This is a genomic window from Phycisphaeraceae bacterium (assembly GCA_019636675.1).
In the GTDB taxonomy this organism is placed as follows: domain Bacteria; phylum Planctomycetota; class Phycisphaerae; order Phycisphaerales; family UBA1924; genus JAHBXC01.
The window spans coordinates 353300-372881 of record JAHBXC010000003.1; the positions used below are offsets into that span (position 1 = coordinate 353300).

The 19582-nt window shown below is 69.7% G+C and carries 21 protein-coding genes and 1 tRNA gene; 17 read left to right on the forward strand and 5 right to left on the reverse strand.

Annotated features, from left to right (window positions below):
- Positions 1–9 precede the first annotated feature (9 nt).
- Together KF684_11755 and KF684_11760 are read left to right on the forward strand one after the other, a co-directional pair.
- A complete protein-coding gene (locus tag KF684_11755) occupies positions 10–1194 on the forward strand; it encodes an Mrp/NBP35 family ATP-binding protein (protein MBX3353598.1) in 1185 nt (394 codons plus the stop codon).
- A complete protein-coding gene (locus KF684_11760) occupies positions 1191–1583 on the forward strand; it encodes a transposase (protein MBX3353599.1) in 393 nt (130 codons plus the stop codon). The genes KF684_11755 and KF684_11760 overlap by 4 nt, the downstream gene beginning before the upstream one ends.
- A 54-nt stretch (positions 1584–1637) precedes the next feature.
- On the opposite strand, the gene hisS is transcribed toward KF684_11760, so the two are convergent.
- Positions 1638–3104, reverse strand: a complete 1467-nt coding sequence (gene hisS, locus KF684_11765; protein ID MBX3353600.1) for a histidine--tRNA ligase — start codon at positions 3102–3104, stop codon at positions 1638–1640.
- A 94-nt stretch (positions 3105–3198) separates the two neighbouring features.
- Between hisS and KF684_11770 the strand changes: the two genes are divergently transcribed.
- Both KF684_11770 and KF684_11775 read left to right on the forward strand, forming a co-directional pair.
- A complete protein-coding gene (locus KF684_11770; protein ID MBX3353601.1) occupies positions 3199–3951 on the forward strand; it encodes a tetratricopeptide repeat protein in 753 nt (250 codons plus the stop codon).
- Positions 3952–3991: 40 nt separating this feature from the next.
- Positions 3992–5092, forward strand: coding sequence for an N-acetyltransferase (locus KF684_11775; GenBank protein ID MBX3353602.1), 1101 nt, complete (start codon positions 3992–3994; stop codon positions 5090–5092).
- Here the strand turns inward: KF684_11775 and KF684_11780 are convergent.
- Together KF684_11780 and KF684_11785 are read right to left on the reverse strand one after the other, a co-directional pair.
- Complete coding sequence (locus KF684_11780) at positions 5073–5723, reverse strand: hypothetical protein (protein MBX3353603.1); 651 nt, start codon at positions 5721–5723, stop codon at positions 5073–5075. The genes KF684_11775 and KF684_11780 overlap by 20 nt on opposite strands.
- A gap of 29 nt (positions 5724–5752) precedes the next feature.
- The gene (locus tag KF684_11785; GenBank protein ID MBX3353604.1) at positions 5753–6361 is read right to left on the reverse strand and encodes a hypothetical protein; all 609 of its coding nucleotides are present in this window, start codon (positions 6359–6361) and stop codon (positions 5753–5755) included.
- A gap of 276 nt (positions 6362–6637) precedes the next feature.
- Between KF684_11785 and KF684_11790 the strand changes: the two genes are divergently transcribed.
- The 3 genes from KF684_11790 to KF684_11800 all read left to right on the forward strand — a co-directional run bounded on the left by KF684_11790 (position 6638) and on the right by KF684_11800 (position 9916).
- Entirely contained in the window at positions 6638–8332 is a 1695-nt protein-coding gene (locus KF684_11790; protein MBX3353605.1) for a molybdopterin-dependent oxidoreductase, read from the forward strand.
- Between the two features lie 98 nt (positions 8333–8430).
- Complete coding sequence (locus tag KF684_11795; GenBank protein MBX3353606.1) at positions 8431–9192, forward strand: 1-acyl-sn-glycerol-3-phosphate acyltransferase; 762 nt, start codon at positions 8431–8433, stop codon at positions 9190–9192.
- Between the two features lie 37 nt (positions 9193–9229).
- Positions 9230–9916 (forward strand): hypothetical protein, encoded by a 687-nt coding sequence (locus KF684_11800; GenBank protein ID MBX3353607.1) that lies wholly within the window; start codon positions 9230–9232, stop codon positions 9914–9916.
- Positions 9917–9974: 58 nt separating this feature from the next.
- Here KF684_11800 and KF684_11805 read toward each other — a convergent pair whose 3' ends face one another.
- The gene (locus tag KF684_11805; GenBank protein MBX3353608.1) at positions 9975–10175 is read right to left on the reverse strand and encodes a hypothetical protein; all 201 of its coding nucleotides are present in this window, start codon (positions 10173–10175) and stop codon (positions 9975–9977) included.
- A 175-nt stretch (positions 10176–10350) separates the two neighbouring features.
- Between KF684_11805 and KF684_11810 the strand changes: the two genes are divergently transcribed.
- Together KF684_11810 and KF684_11815 are read left to right on the forward strand one after the other, a co-directional pair.
- The gene (locus KF684_11810) at positions 10351–10554 is read left to right on the forward strand and encodes a hypothetical protein (protein ID MBX3353609.1); all 204 of its coding nucleotides are present in this window, start codon (positions 10351–10353) and stop codon (positions 10552–10554) included.
- Between the two features lie 197 nt (positions 10555–10751).
- On the forward strand, positions 10752–11456 hold the full coding sequence (locus tag KF684_11815; GenBank protein ID MBX3353610.1) for an RluA family pseudouridine synthase: 705 nt from the start codon (positions 10752–10754) through the stop codon (positions 11454–11456).
- 166 nt (positions 11457–11622) lie between these two features.
- Here the strand turns inward: KF684_11815 and thpR are convergent, their stop codons facing one another.
- Positions 11623–12234 (reverse strand): RNA 2',3'-cyclic phosphodiesterase, encoded by a 612-nt coding sequence (thpR, locus tag KF684_11820; GenBank protein MBX3353611.1) that lies wholly within the window; start codon positions 12232–12234, stop codon positions 11623–11625.
- Between the two features lie 254 nt (positions 12235–12488).
- Here thpR and KF684_11825 point away from each other — a divergent pair, with 254 nt between their 5' ends.
- From KF684_11825 to KF684_11860, 8 genes are all read left to right on the forward strand, one after another.
- Positions 12489–13880, forward strand: coding sequence for a short-chain fatty acid transporter (locus tag KF684_11825; protein MBX3353612.1), 1392 nt, complete (start codon positions 12489–12491; stop codon positions 13878–13880).
- Between the two features lie 23 nt (positions 13881–13903).
- Positions 13904–14920, forward strand: coding sequence for a deoxyribonuclease IV (locus KF684_11830; protein MBX3353613.1), 1017 nt, complete (start codon positions 13904–13906; stop codon positions 14918–14920).
- Positions 14921–14985: 65 nt separating this feature from the next.
- Positions 14986–16029, forward strand: coding sequence for a tetratricopeptide repeat protein (locus tag KF684_11835; GenBank protein ID MBX3353614.1), 1044 nt, complete (start codon positions 14986–14988; stop codon positions 16027–16029).
- Positions 16030–16073: 44 nt separating this feature from the next.
- Positions 16074–16478, forward strand: a complete 405-nt coding sequence (gene queF / locus KF684_11840; GenBank protein MBX3353615.1) for a preQ(1) synthase — start codon at positions 16074–16076, stop codon at positions 16476–16478.
- Positions 16475–17119: an RdgB/HAM1 family non-canonical purine NTP pyrophosphatase gene (gene rdgB, locus KF684_11845; protein MBX3353616.1), complete on the forward strand. Its 645-nt coding sequence runs from the start codon at positions 16475–16477 to the stop codon at positions 17117–17119. The genes queF and rdgB overlap by 4 nt, the downstream gene beginning before the upstream one ends.
- Before the next feature lie 176 nt (positions 17120–17295).
- Entirely contained in the window at positions 17296–17700 is a 405-nt protein-coding gene (locus KF684_11850) for a multidrug efflux SMR transporter (GenBank protein ID MBX3353617.1), read from the forward strand.
- 115 nt (positions 17701–17815) lie between these two features.
- Positions 17816–17888, forward strand: a tRNA-Ala gene (locus KF684_11855).
- A gap of 72 nt (positions 17889–17960) precedes the next feature.
- Complete coding sequence (locus KF684_11860) at positions 17961–19577, forward strand: Na/Pi cotransporter family protein (GenBank protein MBX3353618.1); 1617 nt, start codon at positions 17961–17963, stop codon at positions 19575–19577.
- The last annotated feature ends 5 nt before the right edge of the window (positions 19578–19582 follow it).

Sequence of the window (19582 nt, forward strand, 5' to 3'; positions counted from 1 at the left end):
CAGAGCACCATGAGCATTTCCAAGGACGACATCCTGACCGCCCTGACGCGCGTCGAGGACCCCGAGCTCCGACGCCCCCTCACGGCGCTGGGGGCGGTGCGCAAAGCCACGGCCTGCGACGGGTATGTCGGCCTCACGATCGCCCTCGCGTCCAACGACCCCAACTCCCAGCGAGAGGTCCGCGCCCGGCTCGAGGCCGCCGTCCGCTCGCTCTTCGCGTCGCGCGACGAGGAGTTCAAATCGCTCTCCGTCGAGTTCGAGGGCGCATCCGCAGGAACCAAGGTCCAGGCGAACGCGCCGTCGGCGCAGGGCCATTCTCCCATCCCGCTCGGGCAGAAGGCCGCGACAGACGCCGGACAGGACAGCCCCTCGGGCATCCCGGGCGTGCGCCATGTCATCGCCGTCGGCGCCGGCAAGGGGGGCGTGGGCAAGTCCACGATCGCCGTCAACCTCGCCGTCGCGCTCGCGCGGAAGGGGCACGCCGTCGGGCTCATGGACGGCGACATCTACGGGCCGTCCGTCCCGACGCTGATGGGCCTCGACGGCTACGACGCGCTCGTGCGCGAGAACATGCTCCAGCCCTTCTACCTCCACGGCGTCAAAGCCATGACCATCGGCAAACTCGTCGACCCCGACAAGCCGCTGATCTGGCGCGGGCCCATGGCCCACGGCGCCTTCCGCCAACTCGTCCAGCAGACCGAGTGGGGCGAGCTCGACTACCTCGTCATCGACCTGCCCCCCGGCACGGGCGATGTGCCCCTCACCATGACGCAGCTGCTGAAACTCACCGGCGCGGTGATCGTCTGCACGCCCCAGAAGGTGGCGCAGGACGACGCGGTGCGCGCCGTCAAGATGTTCCAGCAACTCGGCGTCGATGTGCTGGGCGTCGTCGAGAACATGTCGTACTTCATCGGCGACGACGGCAAGGAATACGACCTCTTCGGTCGCGGCGGCGCCGAGATGATGGCCCAGCGCCTCGCGCTGCCCTTCCTCGGTCGCGTGCCCATCAACACCGCGCTGCGCCGGAACAGCGACGCGGGCGACCCGACCGGCAACTTCGAGCCGACGGCCGGCGACTCGTCGGGCGACGCGCTCAAGCGCTCGCTCGAAACGCTCGCGCAGAACCTCGAGAACCAGGTCGCCCTCGTCTCAATGAAACGCGCCGCGTCGACGCCGAAGCTGACAATCTCCTGATCAGCGCCGCGTGCGGAAGCACGCGGCTCGAAGCGTCCGCGCTTCACCAGAAGATCAATCTCGACGACAACGCGAGGGAGATCGTCGATAGTGCGATCCGCGAACGATGCGCGTTCACAGGCGCCGCCCTCCACGCGCTGAATGTCCGCACGAACCATGTCCACGCGGTGGTGACGCTTCCCGGCCACCCGCCGGAGCGGATCATGCACTCGCTCAAGTCGTGGGCGACGCGTGCCCTCAAGACCATGCCCGGCCACGCGTCGCGCACCCACTTCTGGACGCGCCACGGCAGCACGCGGCATCTCTGGGACGACCGGGCGCTCGTGAGCGCGTGCGAGTATGTGGTGTTGCGCCAAGACGGGCGCGAGTCGGGCGCAGGTCGCGGTTGATCTGCGGGTGAAAGACGGTCGCTGCGAGCCGCGTGCTTCCGCCCGCGGCTCTGATCAGCGTGCGCTGGTGATGTGCGCGATCGCTTCGCCGATCGTTGGGAACGACGCCTGCCCGCCGCCCTGCAGGTCTTTCACCTGCACGCGGAACGAGGCGCCGTCGGGGGAGGGCTCGACGAACGCGGCGAAGCGGGCGCGCTGGGTCGAGGCGTCTTTCAGGAGTTTGCCGACGTTGCGCGTGGTCTTGTAGGACTTGCGCGCGTGCATCCCGGCGCGACGGCACTGCGCGAGCAGTTCTGCGGCCTTCGCGTCGAGCGATTCGTCCACCGAGAACACGAACACCTCGGGCGTCAGCCCCAGGTCGCGCGCGATCTGCTCGTCGCTGGGCATCAGCCCCTTGTCCTGCAGCACGAGCGCGAGCACGACATCGCCCATCGCGAAGCCGACGGCCGGCGTCGAAGGCCCGCCGAACAGTTCGACGAGGTTGTCGTAGCGCCCGCCCCCGGCGATGGCGCGCTCGGCGCCGCTGGCTTCGTGGACCTCGAAGACGGTGCCGGTGTAGTAGGCGAGACCGCGGACGATGGAGAGATCGAGATCAACAAACGTACCCACCTCGGAACTGGCGAGGTACTCATACAGCTTTGCGACTTCGGTTCCATAATCGCGGAAACGGTAGTGCTCGCCCTTCATCGTCAAATCAGCATCCGTAGCAGCGACCTTCTCCATCAAGTAAGTATGATCTGGTCCACGAATTTCTGCAGGGTTGTCCAGCATCCATTCGAGTTGCTCAATGGCTTCAGACGAGATGTGTGCCGAGAGCCGATCGCGAAACCGAGTTCGGCCTTCTTTTGGCAGTGCATCGATCGCGGCGTAGATCGTGGGAAGAACTTCATCCGATATATTCTCGACCATCTGAATTGCGGCGAGGTTGTGAGCAATCAGGTGCCGATTGCTCATTCGCACCCTGACATCCTTCTCCGTCAGCCCGCACTCCCTCAACATCTCCACGCAGCACGCGATCACCTCGGCGTCCGCTTCGGGGCTGGGGTCGCCGACCATGTCGACATTCCACTGCAGGAACTCGCGCAGGCGTCCTCGTTGCGGCCTCTCGGCGCGGAAGTAGGGGCCGACGCTGAACCACTTGATGGGTTTGGGCAGGGCGTTGGCCTTGGCCGCGACCATGCGCGCCAGGGTGGGGGTGAACTCGGGGCGGAGGGCGAACTCGGTCTCGCCCCCGGCGCGGGTGAAGGAGAAGAGTTCGGAGACGATGCCCTCGCCGCTTTTGACGGTGTAGGTGTCGAGGTGCTCGAAGCGCGGGCCGTCGATCTCGTCGAAGCCGTGTCGGACGGAGACCTTCCGCCACTTCTCCTCGATCCAGCGGCGTTTGGCCATCTCGAGGGGGTAGAAGTCGCGCGTGCCTCGCGGCCCCTGGGAATAGCGCGCCGGGTCGGGCGTGCGTCCGGTGAGGTGGCCGGGGGTTCCGGGGGTTCCGGGGGTGGGCGAGTTGGTCTCGTCGGGGGGCATGGGTGGGAAGGGTAGGGGGAGGGCCGGCGTCGGGCGGGGCGGATTCGCGCCGGCGGCGGCAACAGCGGGGGGATGTTCGTGGTATGGAAGAGCGATGGATCTGCGCTGGGTCATCAGGGTGTCAGGCGTCGTCGCGATGGTCGCGGCGTTCGTGACTTTCTCACACTGGGAAGACCCCAAGGGCATGCTGGGCGGGTTCGCGCCGCAATCGGTGATCAGCGACCACGACCGTGCCCGGGCGATGCTGCGCGAGGGGCGCTACGACGAGGGCATCGCGCTGGCGCAGGCCGTGCTCGAACGCGAGCCAAAGAAGGCGTCCTCGTGGGAGTTGCTCGCGAACCTGCACGACCGACGCGCCGGACCGGGCGACGAGGACGAGGCCCGGATGGCGCGTCTGCGCGCGATCTCGCTCTATCAGCGCGCCATGCGCCGCGGCGCCTGGGAGATCCCCGAGCACAACCAGTGGTACCGGCTCGGCTGGCTGCACCGGCGCGTCGGCGACGAGTCGGCAGCGATGGACTGCTTCCGGCGCGCGCGCGAGAAGCATCTCGAGCTCGCGTCCCGGGCGCGCGGGGAGCTGACCGCTGACTTCCTGTACAACATGGCGTGTCTCGCGGCGCTCACCGGCGACATCGAGGGCGCGCTCGACGCGTGGGAACGGACAGCCGAGGCCGGTTTCATCCGCTTCGAGGTCGCCGCGCGCGACGCGGACCTCGACTCGATCCGCGACGACCCGCGGTTCGCGGCCGCCTTCGAGCGGGCCCGCGCGCGCCTGGAGGAGCAGCGCGAGCGCCAGCGCCTCGAGCGTCTGCGCCGCGAGCGAGAGCAGGCGGCGAGCGGATCCTGACGCCCCCGCCCCCTGTCGCGCGACGATCTACGATCACCCCGTGAACCAACCACAGGACCCCTTGCGCGGCGAATCCGTCGAACTCGTCCCGCTGCGCGCCGCCGAGCACGCCGACGCGCTCTTCGACGCCACCCCTGCCGACACCTTCCGCTGGTTTCTCTCGCGCCCGAAGGAGTGGACACGCGAGTCGTTCCGCGAGTGGATCGGCATGCGCGCCGGCGCCGATCGGTCGCGGATGTTCGTGGTCGTCGAGCGCGCGAGCGGTCGCGTCGTGGGTTCGACCTCGTACCTCGACATCGACGACGCGAACCGCTCGGTCGAGATCGGCTCGACCTGGTACACGCCTCCGGCCCGCGGCACGCGCGTCAACCCCGAGTGCAAGCTCCTGCTCCTCCGACACGCGTTCGAGGCGATGGGGCGCCTGCGCGTCACGCTCAAGACCGACGCGAGGAACCTGCGCAGCCAGCGCGCCATCGCCGGCGTCGGCGCGATCCGCGAGGGCACGCTGCGCGCCCATCGCGTGATGGACGACGGCACGGCGCGCGACACCGTCTACTTCAGCGTGACGCTCCCGGACTGGGCGCGCGTGAGGAAACTGCTCGAGGCGCGCCTGCGCGCGCCCGAGATGCCGCCGTCATTCGCGGTCCGTCCGGCGGGCGCGTCGGATGTCCCGTCGGTGCTGCCCCATGTCGAAGCGATCTGCGAGATGCACCGCGCGATGGACCCGCAGCGATTCACCTTTCGCCCGAACATCGTCGAGATGTACGCGAAGTGGCTGCCCGAGCGCGCCGCCGACCCGCGATCGGTCTTCCTCGTCGCGCAGTCGCCCGAGGGGGAGACCGTCGGCTATCTCGTCGGCACGGTCGAGCCCGAGGTCCCGATCTATTGGACGCCCGAGTCCGGCTGGATCCACGACCTGTTCGTCCTGCCTCAGTGGCGCAAGCACGGCGTGGCGAAGGCGCTCGTCTCGGCGGCGGTCGAGCGGTTTACGGCGCTGGGCGTCGAGCGCATCCGGCTCGAGACGGCGGCGCCCAACGACGGGGCCCGCGCGTTCTTCGCGTCGTGCGGCTTCCGCCCGGGCACGACGGAGATGCTGCTGATGCTCCGGGGTGACGCGCTGGTCACCGACGCCGGCGGGTGAGCGCGAGCCCGCCCAGCGCGAGGCCGATCGTTGCGCCGGGCGCAGGGATCTGGACGATCTGGATGCCGCTGATCGCGCCGAGCGCGCCGTTGATCGAGAAGATGTCGATGACGAGGTCCTGCGCGCTGCCCAGCGTAACGGAGTGCAGGGAGTGGGTGGCGCCGGGCACGAAGCCGCCGGTCCAGACGCCGCCGATCACCTGCATGCCGAGGTTGTTGACATCGACGCCGGTGGAGAGCGGGCCGAAGGTCCAGGTGGTGACGTAGATGTCGTACGCGCCGGCAGCGAGCCCGCTGACGGTGTAGGTCTCGATGAACGGGATGCTGAGGAAGTCGTCGAGGAGCGCGTCGTCGTCGCCCAGGGTGAGCGGGTCGTTGAAGCCGGAGAGGAACCCGCCCGTGCCCGAGACGGAGACGCCGGTGGAGTTGCCGGCGAGGTCGAGGAGCCCGGCGCTGACGCCGCCGGTGTACTGGTTCCACGCGCCTGCCGAGCCGGCCGGGCCCCCGTAGGCGCTGGACGGGACGGGCGAGGCATTGCCGACATCGATGTTCATGGATTGTGCCGCGGCGCTCGCGCCGAGCGCGCCTGCGCTCACGAGCGTCGTCGCGATGAGTGTGGTGGTGGTTCGCATGGTGGTGTCTCTCTCCCGAGCGGTGGTGTTCAGCGGCGCCTGCGCGCGAGGGTTGCGCCCGCGATGGCAAGCGCCGCGCCGGCGCCCGGCGCCGGCACGAAGGGCGTGGGGAAGCTCAGCCAGTCGAGCCCGGTGTCGGAGGTCCCTGCGCCGACGTTGGTGTTCGCCCAGAACTCGACGCGCGCGATGCCGTTGGCGGTGAGCGAGATGACGGTGAAGGTCGTCCCGGTGAAGGTCTGCGCCGCGAGGAGGTTGTTGCTGAGGTCGTACGCGCGCATGTCGACGGCGTCGAAGTCGCCGCCGCCGTCGCCCCAGCGCGCCGAGACGGTGCCGTTGACCACGGCGGGCGTCACGCCGTCGGCCGGGTTCACGAAGGTCGCGAAGATGGGGGAGTTGTACCACCCGCCGTTGGAGGGCGGCGCCCACGGCTCGGCGCCCTGGATGCCCCACAGCCCGGGCACGAGTTCGGTGAAGGTCACCGCCGGGTAGTTCAGGGACGAGAAGATCACGCCGTGGGACATCGCGAGCTGGTTCGTGACATCCTGATAGGGGGCCAGTTCGGTCCCCTGCACGATGGCCGCGGACGCACCGGCGGCGAGCGCGCTCGCCGCGGCGACGACAACGATTCTGGGCAGCATGGTTGACGGTTCCTTCCGCTCTTCCTCAGACGAAACCGACCGCCCGGGGCGCATCGCGGAGGGCGTCGGTCCGATTGAGAATGTACATCGGACCCGGGCAAGAGCAAGAGTCTCCCGTCAGGTCCTTCGAGGCCCGGGCGGGCCCGGACCCGTGAATCTGGGAAGGATCAGGGCGATGGACCGGTCGCCCTCCCCAGGGTCTTTCCCCCTACACTCCGCTCCGCCCTTCGCGGCGGCGCGCCACCCCCTCTGACCCCCCCGAAAGACCGCCCGACGATGCCCACCATCACCATCAACGGCAAGCAGTGCGAGTTCACCAGCGGCAAGACCATCCTCCAGGTCGCCCTCGAGAACAGCGTCGAGATCCCGTACTACTGCTACCACCCGGGGCTCTCGATCGTCGCGTCCTGCCGCATCTGCCTGGGCGAGGTCTGGGCGCCCAACCCGCGCAACGACAACAAGCTCGAGCCGATGCCCAAGCTGGTGCCCACCTGCCAGGTCGCCGCCGGCGACGGGCAGGTCGTCTACACCGACTCGCCCAAGGCCGTCAAGAACCAGAAGGCGGTGATGGAGTACCTGCTCATCAACCACCCGCTGGACTGCCCCGTGTGCGACCAGTCGGGCGAGTGCTTCCTGCAGGACTACTCCTACTTCTACGGTCGCGGCGTGTCGCGCTTCGAGGAAGACAAGATCAAGCAGCCCAAGAAGGACCTGGGCCCCAATGTGCTGCTGTACTCCGATCGCTGCATCATGTGCTCGCGCTGCGTGCGCTTCACGCGAGAGGTGTCGGGCACCGCGGAACTCACGGTCGAGGGGCGCGGCGCCAAGGAGCAGATCGATGTCTTCCCCGGCAAGGCCCTGAACAACGAGCTGGCCAGCAACGTCGTCGACCTCTGCCCGGTCGGCGCGCTGCTCGACAAGGACTTCCTCTTCGCCCAGCGCGTGTGGTTCCTGAAGTCGACGCCCTCGATCGACGGGATCACTTCCAGCGGCGACAACATCTTCCTCGAGCACAACGAGGGGCGCGTCTATCGCGTCAAGCCGCGCGACAACGAGGCGATCAACCGCTGGTGGATCACCGACGAGGTGCGATACGGCTGGAAGTTCATCCATCGCGAGGACCGGCTCTCGACGCCCATGCGGCGCGAGCACGGCGTGCTGATGGAGGCGACCTTCGCCGCGGCGCTGGCCGACGCGTCGAAGATCTTGCACGAGTGCCGCTCGAGCGGGAAGAAGGCCGCGATCGTGGTCTCCCCGATGCTCGCGAGCGAAGAGGCGCAGTGCTTCGCGGCGCTGGCCGACGCGATCCCGGGCGATGTCGCGCTGGCCGTCGGCCCGGTGCCCGTGATGGGCGAGGACCGCGTGTACCCCAAGGGCGCCAAGCCGGCGCACGAGGGCGGCAGCGGCTTCGTCGTGCGCGCCGAGAAGTGCCCGAACTCGCGCGGCGTGCGGCGCGTGCTCGAGGCCAACAGCGGCGGCGCGAAGGTGCTCGCTTTCGAGGACTTCCTGTCGCGCGCCCAGTCGGGCGAGTTCGGCGCCGTCGTGCTGACCGGAAACTACCCCAGCGACTGGGCGACGCCCGAGATCGTTCGCGCGTTCGATCGCGCCAAGGGCGACCGCGCGAAGCTGATCCTGATCGACACCCTGCCCACGCGCCTGGCCGACCACGCCGATGTCCTCCTCCCCGGGGCGACCTGGGCCGAGAAGGCCGGCTCGTTCGAGAACGCGACGCATGTCGTGCAGCCCTTCGAGCAGGCGATCCCGGTGCGCGAGGGCGCGCGGGTCGACGGGCAGATCGCCCTGGACCTGGCCGCCGGCGTGCGCGGCGAGGAGCGGTCGATCTACGACGCCCCGACCATCCGCGAGCAGATGGCGCACAGCGGCGTGGAGCCCCTGCGCGTGTTCGCCGGGGTGAGCGTTGCGAAGACCCGCGTCCTGAACGAGACCGACATGGCACTGGTCGATCTCTGACCCTCGGACCCCCGACCCCGCCCCCCCCGCGGGTCCGGAGCGCCGAAAGCGAGCCGATCGGGCTGGCTTTCATCTAGTCGGTGCTAACATGGCCCTCGATGGGTGGGTCCTGGCACATCCCGGCTCTGGTCTTTGTGGGCGTCTGGCTCGCGCTGGTGCTGGGCGTGCATGTCGTTCGACGCACCTCGACGCGCGGGCCCGACGACCTCGGGACCGGGGCGGCGATCCTGGTTTTCCGGCTCTACTCGCGCGTGGTCCACGGTGTGCGCTTCGAGGGGATGGAGCATGTCCCTCGCACCAAGGGCGCGGGTCCTCTGCTGCTGGTGGCGAACCACACGGCCGGCGTTGACCCGTTGCTGATCCAGGCGGGATGCCGATTCGAGATCCGCTGGATGATGGCGGACGACATGCGCCTGCCGCGGTTCGACGGGTTCTGGAAGTTCGCGCGGATCATTTTCGTCGACCGGACCAACGGCGACGCGAAGGCCGCCGGCGCCGCGATGGCGCACCTGCGCCGGGGCGGGGTGATCGGTGTGTTCCCCGAGGGGCGCATCGAGCGTCCTCCGGGCGAGATCCACCCGTTCATGGTCGGCGTGGGCGTGTTCGCGAAGCGGACCGGCGCGCCGGTGCTGCCGGTGTTCGTGGAGGGCACGCCCTACGCGCGCACCGCGTGGGGGAGTCTGTGGAGGCCGAGCCGCTCGCGCGTGGTGTTCCTCGAGCCGGTGCGCTACAAGGGGTCGAAGCTGAGCGCGCGAGAGGTCGCGGAGGACCTGCGCCGGCGCGTCGCGGGCGTCGCCGGCTGGCCGCTCAACGATTCGCCCCTGCCCCCCGACGCCGCGACGGGGCGATACGGGAAGTGATCGCGCCGCCGCGGCACGAAACGGGTACAACTTGCGGATGCTCACCCGCGTGACCGGCACCCTGGAGAAGGTCGAAACGCTGTCCGGTGGCGGCGTCGCGCCCCTCGCGGTGGTCGCGCTGCCCATCGGCATCGCCTACGAGGCGCTGCTGCCGGCCTACGCCGCCGCCTCGCTGGTCGATCGCGTGGGCGAGACGGTCACGCTCCATACAGTCGAGGTCTACGAGCAGGGCGCGCAGGGGGGCAACATCACGCCGCGCCTGCTGGGGTTCGTCAGCGAGGACGAGCGCCGCTTCTTCGAGCTGCTGACGAAGGTGAAGGGGCTGGGCCCCAAGCGCGTGCTGCGACTGCTGGCGGCGCCCACGGCGCAAATCGCGCTGGCGATCGAGCGCGAGGACGTCAAGTTCCTGAAGACCCTGCCGGAAGTCGGCCCCAAACTCGCCGAGACCATCGCGCGCGAGCTCAAGGGCAAGGCCACGCCCTTCGTCGATGCGCGCACGCGCGACATCGAGGTGAAGGCCGGCGCCCCGGGAGCGCGCGGCACACCAGCCGCCGCGAGCGCGATGCAGGGGCTCTCGGCCGAGGCGCAGCAGGCGGCGCTCGCGCTCGTCCGGCTCGGTCAGAACGAGGCCGACGCGCAGCGGATGGTCCGCCTGGCGATCGAACGCAACGGTTCGCTGGAACGCGCCGACGAGATCCTCGCGGCGGCGTTCGGCGCTCGCTGATCGTTCACACGGAAAGACGCCGGCGCATCACGAAGACACACCGGCGCCCAACGGTGAGTCATCGCTTCTGCGAGGGCTTCTGTTCGGCGCCCTTCTCGTCGCGCTTCGCGTCGCCGGGGTTGCGGTCGCGCCCGCGGTCCGTGGACTCGGGGTGGTCCTGCCTGGGCTTGGCGGTCCTGGGGTCGTGGGCCTGATCGCCGGTGCGGCCTTTGTCGGGCTGTTTCTCGGGCTTCTGCGTCGGGGTGGTGTGCTGTGCCATGGGGGGCTTCCTTTCGGGGTGCGTGGAACGCGGAGTGCGTTCGTTGATGCCACACTCTCCCTCGCGCACCCGCGCGAGCCGGTGAAAGCAGATGGAAAGCGATTTCATGTTGCGGCAACCTCGACGATGCAAGTCCCGCTGGCGTCAGGCCTGAGCGATGAGGTACACTTCACCCATGCGCCTGCGACCCAGCGAATGCGTGTTCGGGAGTCTCGAATTGCTGCGCCTCGCCTTCGTGACGCGCTTCCGCTTCAAGGGCCCGTACTGGCACTGGCGCATGGAAACCGCCTTCGGACGCGGCAAGCCCCCACGCGCCGAGATGCTCCGCGCCGCCCTCCGCTACGGCGCCTGGGCGCGCAGGATGCGCAAGGGGGTCTGAGGAGGGCAATAGGCAGTCGGCAATCGGCAATGGGGAAGAAGGCGCGATGAGCGCACCTGTCAGCGCTCCCTCCCCCTGCCCCCTCCCGCGAGCGGGAGGGGGGAAGATCCGATCCCATTGCCCATTGCCCATTGCCCATTGCCCATTGCCCATTGCCCATTGCCCATTGCCCATTGCCCATTGCCCGACCCACCCCCATGCCCCTGACGATCCTGCACCAGTCTGACCGTTTCGTGGTGATCGAGAAGCCGGCGGGGCTGTTGTCTGTGCCGGGGAAAGGGCCGGACAAGGCCGACTGCGCCGCGTCGCGTGTGCGCGCGATGTTCCCGCGAGCGACGGGGCCGCTGGTCGTGCACCGGCTCGACATGGACACGAGCGGGCTGATGGTGTTCGGGCTCGACGAGGGCGCGCAGCGAGAGCTCTCGCGCCAGTTCGAGGACCGGCTCGTGGAGAAGGCGTATGTCGCGCTGCTCGAGACGATCGATGTCGATATAGCGCGTTCGCCCCTGGCGCAGGACTCAGGGCTCGTCGACGCGCCGATGCGCGTGGACCTGGACAACCGGCCCTTCCAGATTCACGACCCCGAGCACGGGCGCCCGGCGCAGACGCGCTGGCGCGTCCTCGCGCGCGAGCCCGACCGCGTGCGCGTCCGCTTCGAGCCCATCACCGGGCGCGCGCACCAGCTGCGCGTGCACGCGTCGCTGCCGGCGCCCCTGTGCCTGGGCGCGCCGATCCTGGGGGATGTGCTCTACAACCCCACCGACCACCGGCTCGCGCGAGAACTCGACGAGACCCCGCCGCGCTCACCTCGTGGGCGACTGATGCTGCACGCGACCGAGCTGTCGTTCCTCGCCCCGGGGACGAAGCGCCGCGAGGAATTCACGAGCCCGCCGCCGTTTTAAACCGGAGAAGAACAAAGCACTGGTGGCGTGGCACGAACGAGTATCAGCGCGCGAGTGCACACCTGTCAGCTCCCCCTCCCGCGAGCGGGAGGGGGGAAGATCCGATCCCATTGCCCATTGCCCATTGCCCATTGCCCATTGCCCATTGCCCATTGCCCATTGCCCGTTACCCCGCCAGCTCCGCCCGTTCGATTTCCCGGTGCGTCGCGCCGCTGCGCGACAGGTCGCTGCGCACGAGCGCGATCCACGACACCGGAAAGACCACGCGCTCGCGCTCGAGCGCGAGTTCCTCGTCGATCGGCTCGCACCGGAACCCCGGCGTGACGAAGCGGCGCAGCGTGAGGTGGGGGAGGAACCGATCGCCCGGCCTGGCGCGCGTGGTGCGCGCGAAGCGCTGGACGAGCCGTCGGTGCAGCTCGAGCAGCGTGGGCGGCGCGTCAGTCTCCGCCGCGATGAGGCGCGGGCGGTCGTTCGTCGGCAGCCCGATGAGCCGGATCGGCCAGAGCTCGAACGCGCGAAGCCCGCTGGCCGCGCGACGGACGGACTCGCGCACGCTCTCGAGCGCGCCCAGGGGCGTGTCGCCCACGAATTGCAGCGTGAGGTGCACCTGGTCCGGCGGCGTCTCGCGCGAGTCGGGCAGCCCCCGGCGCTCGCACAGCGCCGCCGCCTCGCGCGACAGTTCCCGCGCGACGCTGGCCGGCGGATAGCACGCGACGAACAGACGCACGGTCTCTTCGTGGGCCTTTCCCGAACGCCTGTCGATCGCGCGCCGACGCATGCCCCCAGCGTACCGGCGCCGGGCGGGCGCGAAAACCGCACGAATGAATCGAGATTCACACCCCCTTCACGGCGCAGTCACCGCGATGGCCGAAAGTACCCGTGTGACAGCGATGCCCGGTGTGGAGGAGAGAGAGAGAGAACACACCAATAACCGGCACACCGCCGTTCCTTGACCCGCGGGGTCTGGCCTAACCGGCTGGGCCCCGTGTTTCGTTCCGGGCGCGTCCGCCCCGGCGCGGTACGCTGCCGCGCATGCTCTCGACCCTCGGACAGCGACTCGCCCGCGTGTTCCGCGCCACGGCGCCGGACCCCTTCGTCCTCGCCATCCTGCTGACGGCGCTGACCTTCCTGCTCGCGCTGGCGTTCACCGACAGCGGCGGCGTGTCGACCGGGCTCTACGCGCGCACGCTCCTCGACGCCTGGCAGGGCGGGTTCTGGAACCTGCTCGCCTTCGCGATGCAGATGTGCCTCATCCTCGTGACGGGCCACGCGCTCGCGAGCTCGCCCCCGGTCGCGGCCCTGCTGCGCAGACTCGCGTCCCTGCCGCGCACAGGGGCGCAGGCGGCGGCGATGATTTCCTTCGTCGCGATCTGCTTCGGGCTCGTGAACTGGGGGCTCGGGCTGATCGTGGGCGCGCTGCTGGCGCGCGACGCGTCCCGGGCGCTGCGCGAGAAGGGGATCACGATGCCGGCGGGCCTGCTCGCCGCCGCCGGATACACGACGATGATGGTGTGGCACGGGGGTCTCTCGGGCTCGGCGCCACTCGCAGCCGCGAGCGAGGCGCAGCAGCGCGCGATCCTGGGCGAAGAGTTGGCCGCACGCGTCGGCGCGATCCCGGTGAGCGAGACGATCTTCGCGCCCTTCAACCTGCTCGTGACGGGCGGGCTGGTGGTGATCATCCCGGCGCTCTTTGCGCTGCTGGCGCCAAGAGGCGCCGCCGCCGCCGCGTCGGCGCGTCCGGAACCGCCCGTCGGCGCGCCGGCCCCGATCGACGAAACGGACGACGCGCCGGGGCGCTTCCCCTCGATGCTCGAGCGCAGCCCGATCCTTGTGTGGCTCATCGCGCTGCCCGCGCTCATCTGGCTCGCGACGCGCTTCGCGGATCGCGGCGTCGCGGCCCTCGACCTCAACACCGCCAACCTGCTTTTCCTCGGCGTCGGGCTCGCGCTGCACGGCTCGGCGCGACGCTACGCCGACGCGATCGACGACGCCGCCCGGGGCTGCGCCGGCATCATCCTGCAGTTCCCCCTCTACGCCGGCATCATCGGGCTCATGACCGTCAGCGGGCTGGCGGCCCAGATCTCCTCGTGGTTCGTCGCGCAGTCGGGCGGCGCGCAGGGCGGGCTGTCGGTGATGACCTTCCTGAGCGCCGGGCTCGTGAACCTGTTCGTGCCCTCCGGGGGAGGGCAGTGGAGCGTGCAGGGTCCAATCGCGATGCAGGCAGCCCTCGACGCAGGGGTGAGCCCGGCGCGACTCGTCCTCGCGGTTTCCTACGGCGACCAGTGGACCAACATGCTCCAGCCCTTCTGGGCGCTGCCCGCGCTGGCGATCACGGGCGCCAAGGCGCGCGAGGTCGTGGGCTATACCGCCCTCGCCCTGGTCGTCGGCGGCGCGTGGATCGTCGGTTGCCTGCTGCTGCTGTGAGCGCGCCGCCCGTATCATCAACTATGTTCGGCTCACACCTCTCCATCGCCGGGAACATGAGCAACGCCCTGCGCGAGGCCGAGGCGCTGGGGCTCGACACCGTGCAGGTGTTCACCAAGAACCAGCGCCAGTGGAAGGTCGCGCCCCTCGCGGACGACGCCGCCGACGAATGGCTGCGCGAGGTCGAGCGCCTCGGCTGGCAGGGACGCACCGTCGCGCACAACTCGTACCTCATCAACCTCGCCTGCCCCGACGACGAGAAGTGGGAACGCGCCGTCGCCCTCCAGCGCGAAGAGATCGAGCGCTGCGAGCGCCTGCGCATCCCCCTGCTGGTCAGCCACCCCGGCTCCCACCTGGGCAGCGGCGAGGAGACCGGTCTCGCGCGCATCGCGCAGGCGTATCTGCGTCTGTTCAAGGACACCGCCGGCTACCAGACCGTCGTCTGCCTCGAGAACACCGTGGGCAGCGGCGCCAACCTGGGCGGGCCCTTCGAGCACCTGCGCGACATCCGCGACATGGTCATCGAGGGCGCCCCGGAGGCCGGCGTCGACCCCGACGAGGCCGGCGCCCGACTCGCCTGCTGCTTCGACACCTGCCACGCCCACGCCTTCGGCCACGACATGTCGTCCGAGCAGAGCGCGCGCGCCGTTCTCGACCGCTTCGACGAGGTCTGCGGCCTGTCCCTGCTGCGCGTCATCCATATGAACGACTCGAAGGGCGCCCTAGGCAGCCGGCGCGACCTGCACGAGCACATCGGACGCGGCACGATCGGCGTCGACGGGTTCGCGGCGGTCGTGCGCCACCCGGACCTCGGCTCGGTCCCCAAGATCATGGAGACCCCCAAGGGCGAATCGTCCGAGGCCGGGGGCGAGCCGTGGGACGCGATCAACCTCGCCACGCTCCGGGGGCTGATCGGCGACGCCGCGCGAACGACAGGGGCCCGACCCGCGAAGAAGTCCAAGGGGACCGCCGCCCCGGTCGGGAAGGCCCCGCCCAAGGCGCGGACCGCCCGGAAAAAGGCGCCGGCGCGTCGTCGGTGATACCCTCGGTTCTCGTTCCGGGAGTCTGGTTCGTCCTCCGAAGGAGGCATGGGGAGTTGTTGGCGATGAAGCGATCCGCGCCCTCTGGGCATCATCTCGTTCGGGCTTCCCTGGCGGCGACCGCCGCGATCGGCTCGCTGCTGACCGTAAGCGGCTGCGTGCTGTTCGAGGGTCGCCCACCACGCGAGCAGCAGGCCGCCGCCCCGGTGCAGGCGCCCGCGCAGCAGGTCCGCGCGCGTGAACGCGTCGAGAAGGCGCTCGAACTCGAGCAGGGCGGCGATACCGCCGCCGCCCTCGCCGAACTGTCGCGCGCGATTCAGGACAACCCGCGCCTCACCACCGCTTACCTCTCGATGGGCGAGATCCATCGCAAGACCGGCAACTACGAGGCGATGGAGACCTCCTACGCGCAGGCGTCCCGGCTCGAACCCAACAACTTCGACGCCGTCTACGGCCACGGGCTCGCGCTCCAGCTCCTCAACCGGCTCAGCGACGCGATCCGCGAGTACCTGCGCGCCCTCCAGATCAAGCCCAACGACCGCGACGCCAACCTGAATGTCGCGACCGCCTACCTCCAGCTCGGCGAGGCCCAGCAGGCCCTGCCCTACGCGCGCCGCGCGATGGAGGTCGATGTCGAGCACGGGCCCGGTCGCGTCAACCTCGGCGCTGTCTACGCGGCCCTGGGTCGTCACCGCGAGGCGGTGCTCGAGTTCGAGGCCGCCGCCAACCGCATGGACCTCACCCCGGAACTGCTGCTGAACATGGCGGACAGTCTGGGCAAGATCAACCGGCATCGCGAGATGGCCAACACCCTCGAGCGCCTGGTGCGCGAGCGCCCCAGCGTGGGCGCGTGGGAGCGCCTGGGCTTCGCGCGGTTCAAACTGGGCGAGTACGACGCGTCGCTCGTCGCCTTCCGCGAGGCGCTCAAGCTCGACCCGCGCTACTACCCGGCGCTCAACGGCGAGGGCGTCACCCTCCTCAACCAGTGGCTGCTCTCCAACCGCGCCGACGACGAGGCCAGGCGCAACGGCATCGCAGCCCTCCGCCGCAGCGTCCAGATCTATCCGAGCCAGCCCCGGATCGTCGAACTGCTCTCGCGCTATAACTGACCGACCCCCGGCGCGACGCCGGGACGACGCCAAGGAGCGCGCAGGTGCCGGATACGACGCTGCTGGAAGTGTTCCCAACCCCCGACCAGGCGGGATCGACGCCCTTCGTCATCGAGCATGTCTCGGAAGAGTTCACCTCGCTCTGCCCCAAGACCGGGCACCCGGACTTCGGCGAGATCGTCGTGCGGTTCTCCCCCCGACCTGCCTCGCAAGGCGGCGTCTGCGTCGAACTGAAGAGTCTCAAGCTCTACTTCCAGAGTTTCCGCAACGAGGGCATCTTCTACGAAGCGGTCACCAACAGCATCCGCAACGATCTCGCGAAAGCGATGAACCCGTCGTGGCTGCAGGTCATCGCGGTCTGGAAGGGGCGAGGGGGCATCCGCTCGGTCATCCGCGCCGAGCAGGGCGACATCCCCGACGAGTACCGCGGCGTGGTGTACTCGGTGTGAGCGCGCCGCGCGTGCGCGAGATCGTCGTCGCCACCACCAATCCCCACAAGGTCGAAGAGATCCTCGCCGTCTTCCGCGCATCGGGCGTCGAGGGCGTGACCCTGCGCACGCTCCGGGACATCGACGGCGCCAAGGCGCTCCCCGAGCCGGTCGAGGACGCGCCGACCTTCGAGGGCAACGCGCGGCTCAAGGCGCTGTACTACGCGAACGCGCTGGGGCGCGCGTGCCTGGCCGACGATTCGGGGCTCGAGGTCGACGCGCTGGGCGGCGCGCCGGGGATCTACAGCGCTCGCTACGCCGGCGTGGGCGCGACGCGCGAGGAGCGCGACAACGCGAACAACGCGAAACTGCTCGAGGCGCTCAGGGGAGTGGCACCACAGAAACGAACCGCGCGCTTCGTCTGCGCCGCGTGCCTTGCCGATCCGCGCGGCGTGCTGTTCGAGACAAGGGGCGAGTTCCCCGGCGTCATCGGCGACTCGCCGCGCGGGAGCAACGGCTTCGGTTACGACCCGCTGCTGGTCCTCGAGGATGGGCGCACGAGCGCGGAACTCTCCCCCGACGAGAAGAACGCCCGGAGTCATCGGGGAGAAGCGATGCGCGCGCTGGCGGGGTGGCTCGTGGGTAGAGGGAGCAGGGAGTAGGGAGCAAGAAGAGAAGTGGGTGGCGTGGTACGGCGCAGCCGTGCCACGGGAGGTCCGAAAGGATTATCACATCAGTCAGATCCGAACCCCTCACCCCAGCCCTCTCCCCCCAGGGGCGAGGGGGCCGGAAAGTGGTAACGCAATCTCATCCCGTTGCCCATCGCCATACCCTCCCCATGCCCTGGCTCCTCCTCACCGTCGCCGGTCTCCTCGAAGTCGTCTGGGCCATCGCGATGAAGCGCTCCGCCGGGTTCACGCGCCCGGGCGCGACCGTCGTCACGATCGTCGCGATGATCATCTCCTTCTATCTGCTCGCCCGGGCGATGAAGACGCTGCCGATCGGGACGGCGTACCCCGTGTGGGTCGGCATCGGCGCCGTCGGGGCCGCCCTCGCCGGGCCGATCCTGTTCAAGGACCGCTTCACCCCCTCGCACGCGGCGTGCGTGCTGCTGATCATCCTGGGCATCGCCGGGCTGAAGGTGCTGACGCCCTCCAAGCCCGAGCAGATTCCCACCCGGGGCACGGCGGCCGAGGGCATGCCCACGCCCCCCGGGGCGGGGGCCGGGCCGGATCGGCCCTGATTTCCGCCCGCCCCTTGACCCGACGGGGACCGGGTTTACCCTTGTGTTCGCTCCCCGGTCGGCCGATGAGGTCGGTCCGGGGCGGTCGCGGCCGGCCGCGAAACAACCAATGCTTGGGGCTGTAGCTCAGCTGGGAGAGCGCTTGCATGGCATGCAAGAGGTCGTCGGTTCGATCCCGATCAGCTCCACTTCGAGGCCCCTGACGACCCGCTCGTCAGGGGCCTTCTCCGTTTTCCGGGCGCGCGATTTGTGAGGGGTCTATGAATACCCCCATGCTCGTCACGCTCGCAGGCAGCATCGGGTTGTTTCTGGTCGGCATGATCCTGCTGACCGACGGGCTCAAGGCCGTCGCCGGCGACGCGCTGCGCCGTCTGCTGACCAAGGCGGTCTCCAATCAGTGGACCGGCGCGATGTGGGGGGCGATCCTCACGGCCCTCGTGCAGTCGTCGACGGCGACCTCGCTGGTCACCATCGGGCTCGTCAGCGCCGGGCTGCTGACTTTCACGCAGGCGGTCGGCGTGATCCTGGGCGCCAACATCGGCACCACAGGCACCAGCTGGCTCGTGGCGGCGGTGGGGCTCAAGATCTCGCTTTCGACCGTCGCGCTGCCCATGATCGCCTTCGGCGCGGTGATGCGCCTGTTCGGCAAGGGGCGCTGGTCGGCGATGGGCTTCGCGATCGCCGGGTTCGGGCTGCTTTTCGTGGGCATCGACGGCATGGCGACCGGGATGGCCGACCTGAGCGAGCGCTTCGACCCAAGCCAGCTGCCGCGCGCCGACGGGCTCGTCGGGCGACTGCTGCTGATCCTGATCGGGCTGGCGATGACGGTGGTGGTGCAGTCGTCCAGCGCCGCCGCCGCCACGACGATCACGGCGCTCTACGCCGGCGCGATCTCGATCGACCAGGCGACCGCGATGATCGTCGGGCAGAGCGTGGGCACCTGCTTCACGGCGCTGATGACGATCCCCGGCGCGCCGACGGCGGCCAAGCGCACCGCCCTCGCGCACGTGATGTTCAATGTCATCATCGCGTGCGCCGTGTTCTTCATCCTGCCGGCGTTCACGGACGCCGTGGTGTGGTTCGCCGAGCGCGCCGGGGCCGAGTCTGCGTCGGTGCAGGTCGCGATTTTCCACACGACCTACAAGTTGACCGCGGCGCTGATCTTCCTGCCCTTCGCGCTGCCCTTCGCGAACCTGATCGAGTGGATGCTCCCCCAGCGCGGGCCTCGCCTCATCGCGAACCTCGACGACTCGGTCGCCGATGTCGCGGAGGTCGGCGTCGAGGCGGCGCGCCGGTCGATCGCCGGGATCGCGGCGGCGTCGCTCGACCACGCGATGAAGCCCGAGGACTCTGCCGCGGACCGCCTGCACGACATCGACGAATCGCTCTCGACGGCGCGCAGCTTCCTGACGAAACTCGGCTCCTCGTCGGGCGTGAAGCACCAGCAGGAGCGCATGGTCTCGCTGCTGCACTCGATCGACCACGCCGAGCGCCTCGCCGGCGCGCTGCACGAGCACCGGCTCGCGACGCAGGCCTGGCCCGAGGTCAACCGCGACGCCGGCTCGCCGAAGATCGCCGAGTCGCTGGGCGTCATCGTCGGGTGGATGAAGAACCCCGTCGGGCACGCGCCGGTCGAGGAGGCCGAGAAGCTCTCGAAGGCGGTCGCGTCGTGGCGTAAGGACAAGCGCGAGTCGATCATCGACATCGCCGCGACGGGCGAGGACGCCCGGCGCGCGCTCGAGCGCCTCGACGCGATCAGGTGGATCGACCGGGTGGCGTACCACGCGTGGCGCCTGACGCACCACCTGCACGCGCCGGGCGAGGAGTCGGAGCCCCACGCCGAGCTCGCGGCCAAGGTCGAGCCCCACGCGCCGTGAGCGCG

Bases quoted from the DNA above. Each gene is read 5' to 3' on its own strand.
- KF684_11795 (MBX3353606.1), top strand. From the start codon at position 8,431: ATGGGTGGGTCCTGGCACATCCCGGCTCTGGTCTTTGTGGGCGTCTGG.
- KF684_11860 (MBX3353618.1), top strand. From the start codon at position 17,961: ATGAATACCCCCATGCTCGTCACGCTCGCAGGCAGCATCGGGTTGTTT.
- KF684_11850 (MBX3353617.1), top strand. From the start codon at position 17,296: ATGCCCTGGCTCCTCCTCACCGTCGCCGGTCTCCTCGAAGTCGTCTGG.
- KF684_11785 (MBX3353604.1), bottom strand. From the start codon at position 6,361: ATGCTGCCCAGAATCGTTGTCGTCGCCGCGGCGAGCGCGCTCGCCGCC.
- KF684_11810 (MBX3353609.1), top strand. From the start codon at position 10,351: ATGCGCCTGCGACCCAGCGAATGCGTGTTCGGGAGTCTCGAATTGCTG.
- KF684_11800 (MBX3353607.1), top strand. From the start codon at position 9,230: ATGCTCACCCGCGTGACCGGCACCCTGGAGAAGGTCGAAACGCTGTCC.
- KF684_11830 (MBX3353613.1), top strand. From the start codon at position 13,904: ATGTTCGGCTCACACCTCTCCATCGCCGGGAACATGAGCAACGCCCTG.
- hisS (MBX3353600.1), bottom strand. From the start codon at position 3,104: ATGCCCCCCGACGAGACCAACTCGCCCACCCCCGGAACCCCCGGAACC.
- KF684_11790 (MBX3353605.1), top strand. From the start codon at position 6,638: ATGCCCACCATCACCATCAACGGCAAGCAGTGCGAGTTCACCAGCGGC.
- KF684_11835 (MBX3353614.1), top strand. From the start codon at position 14,986: ATGAAGCGATCCGCGCCCTCTGGGCATCATCTCGTTCGGGCTTCCCTG.
- KF684_11805 (MBX3353608.1), bottom strand. From the start codon at position 10,175: ATGGCACAGCACACCACCCCGACGCAGAAGCCCGAGAAACAGCCCGAC.
- KF684_11770 (MBX3353601.1), top strand. From the start codon at position 3,199: ATGGATCTGCGCTGGGTCATCAGGGTGTCAGGCGTCGTCGCGATGGTC.
- KF684_11825 (MBX3353612.1), top strand. From the start codon at position 12,489: ATGCTCTCGACCCTCGGACAGCGACTCGCCCGCGTGTTCCGCGCCACG.
- KF684_11780 (MBX3353603.1), bottom strand. From the start codon at position 5,723: ATGCGAACCACCACCACACTCATCGCGACGACGCTCGTGAGCGCAGGC.
- thpR (MBX3353611.1), bottom strand. From the start codon at position 12,234: ATGCGTCGGCGCGCGATCGACAGGCGTTCGGGAAAGGCCCACGAAGAG.
- KF684_11755 (MBX3353598.1), top strand. From the start codon at position 10: ATGAGCATTTCCAAGGACGACATCCTGACCGCCCTGACGCGCGTCGAG.
- KF684_11815 (MBX3353610.1), top strand. From the start codon at position 10,752: ATGCCCCTGACGATCCTGCACCAGTCTGACCGTTTCGTGGTGATCGAG.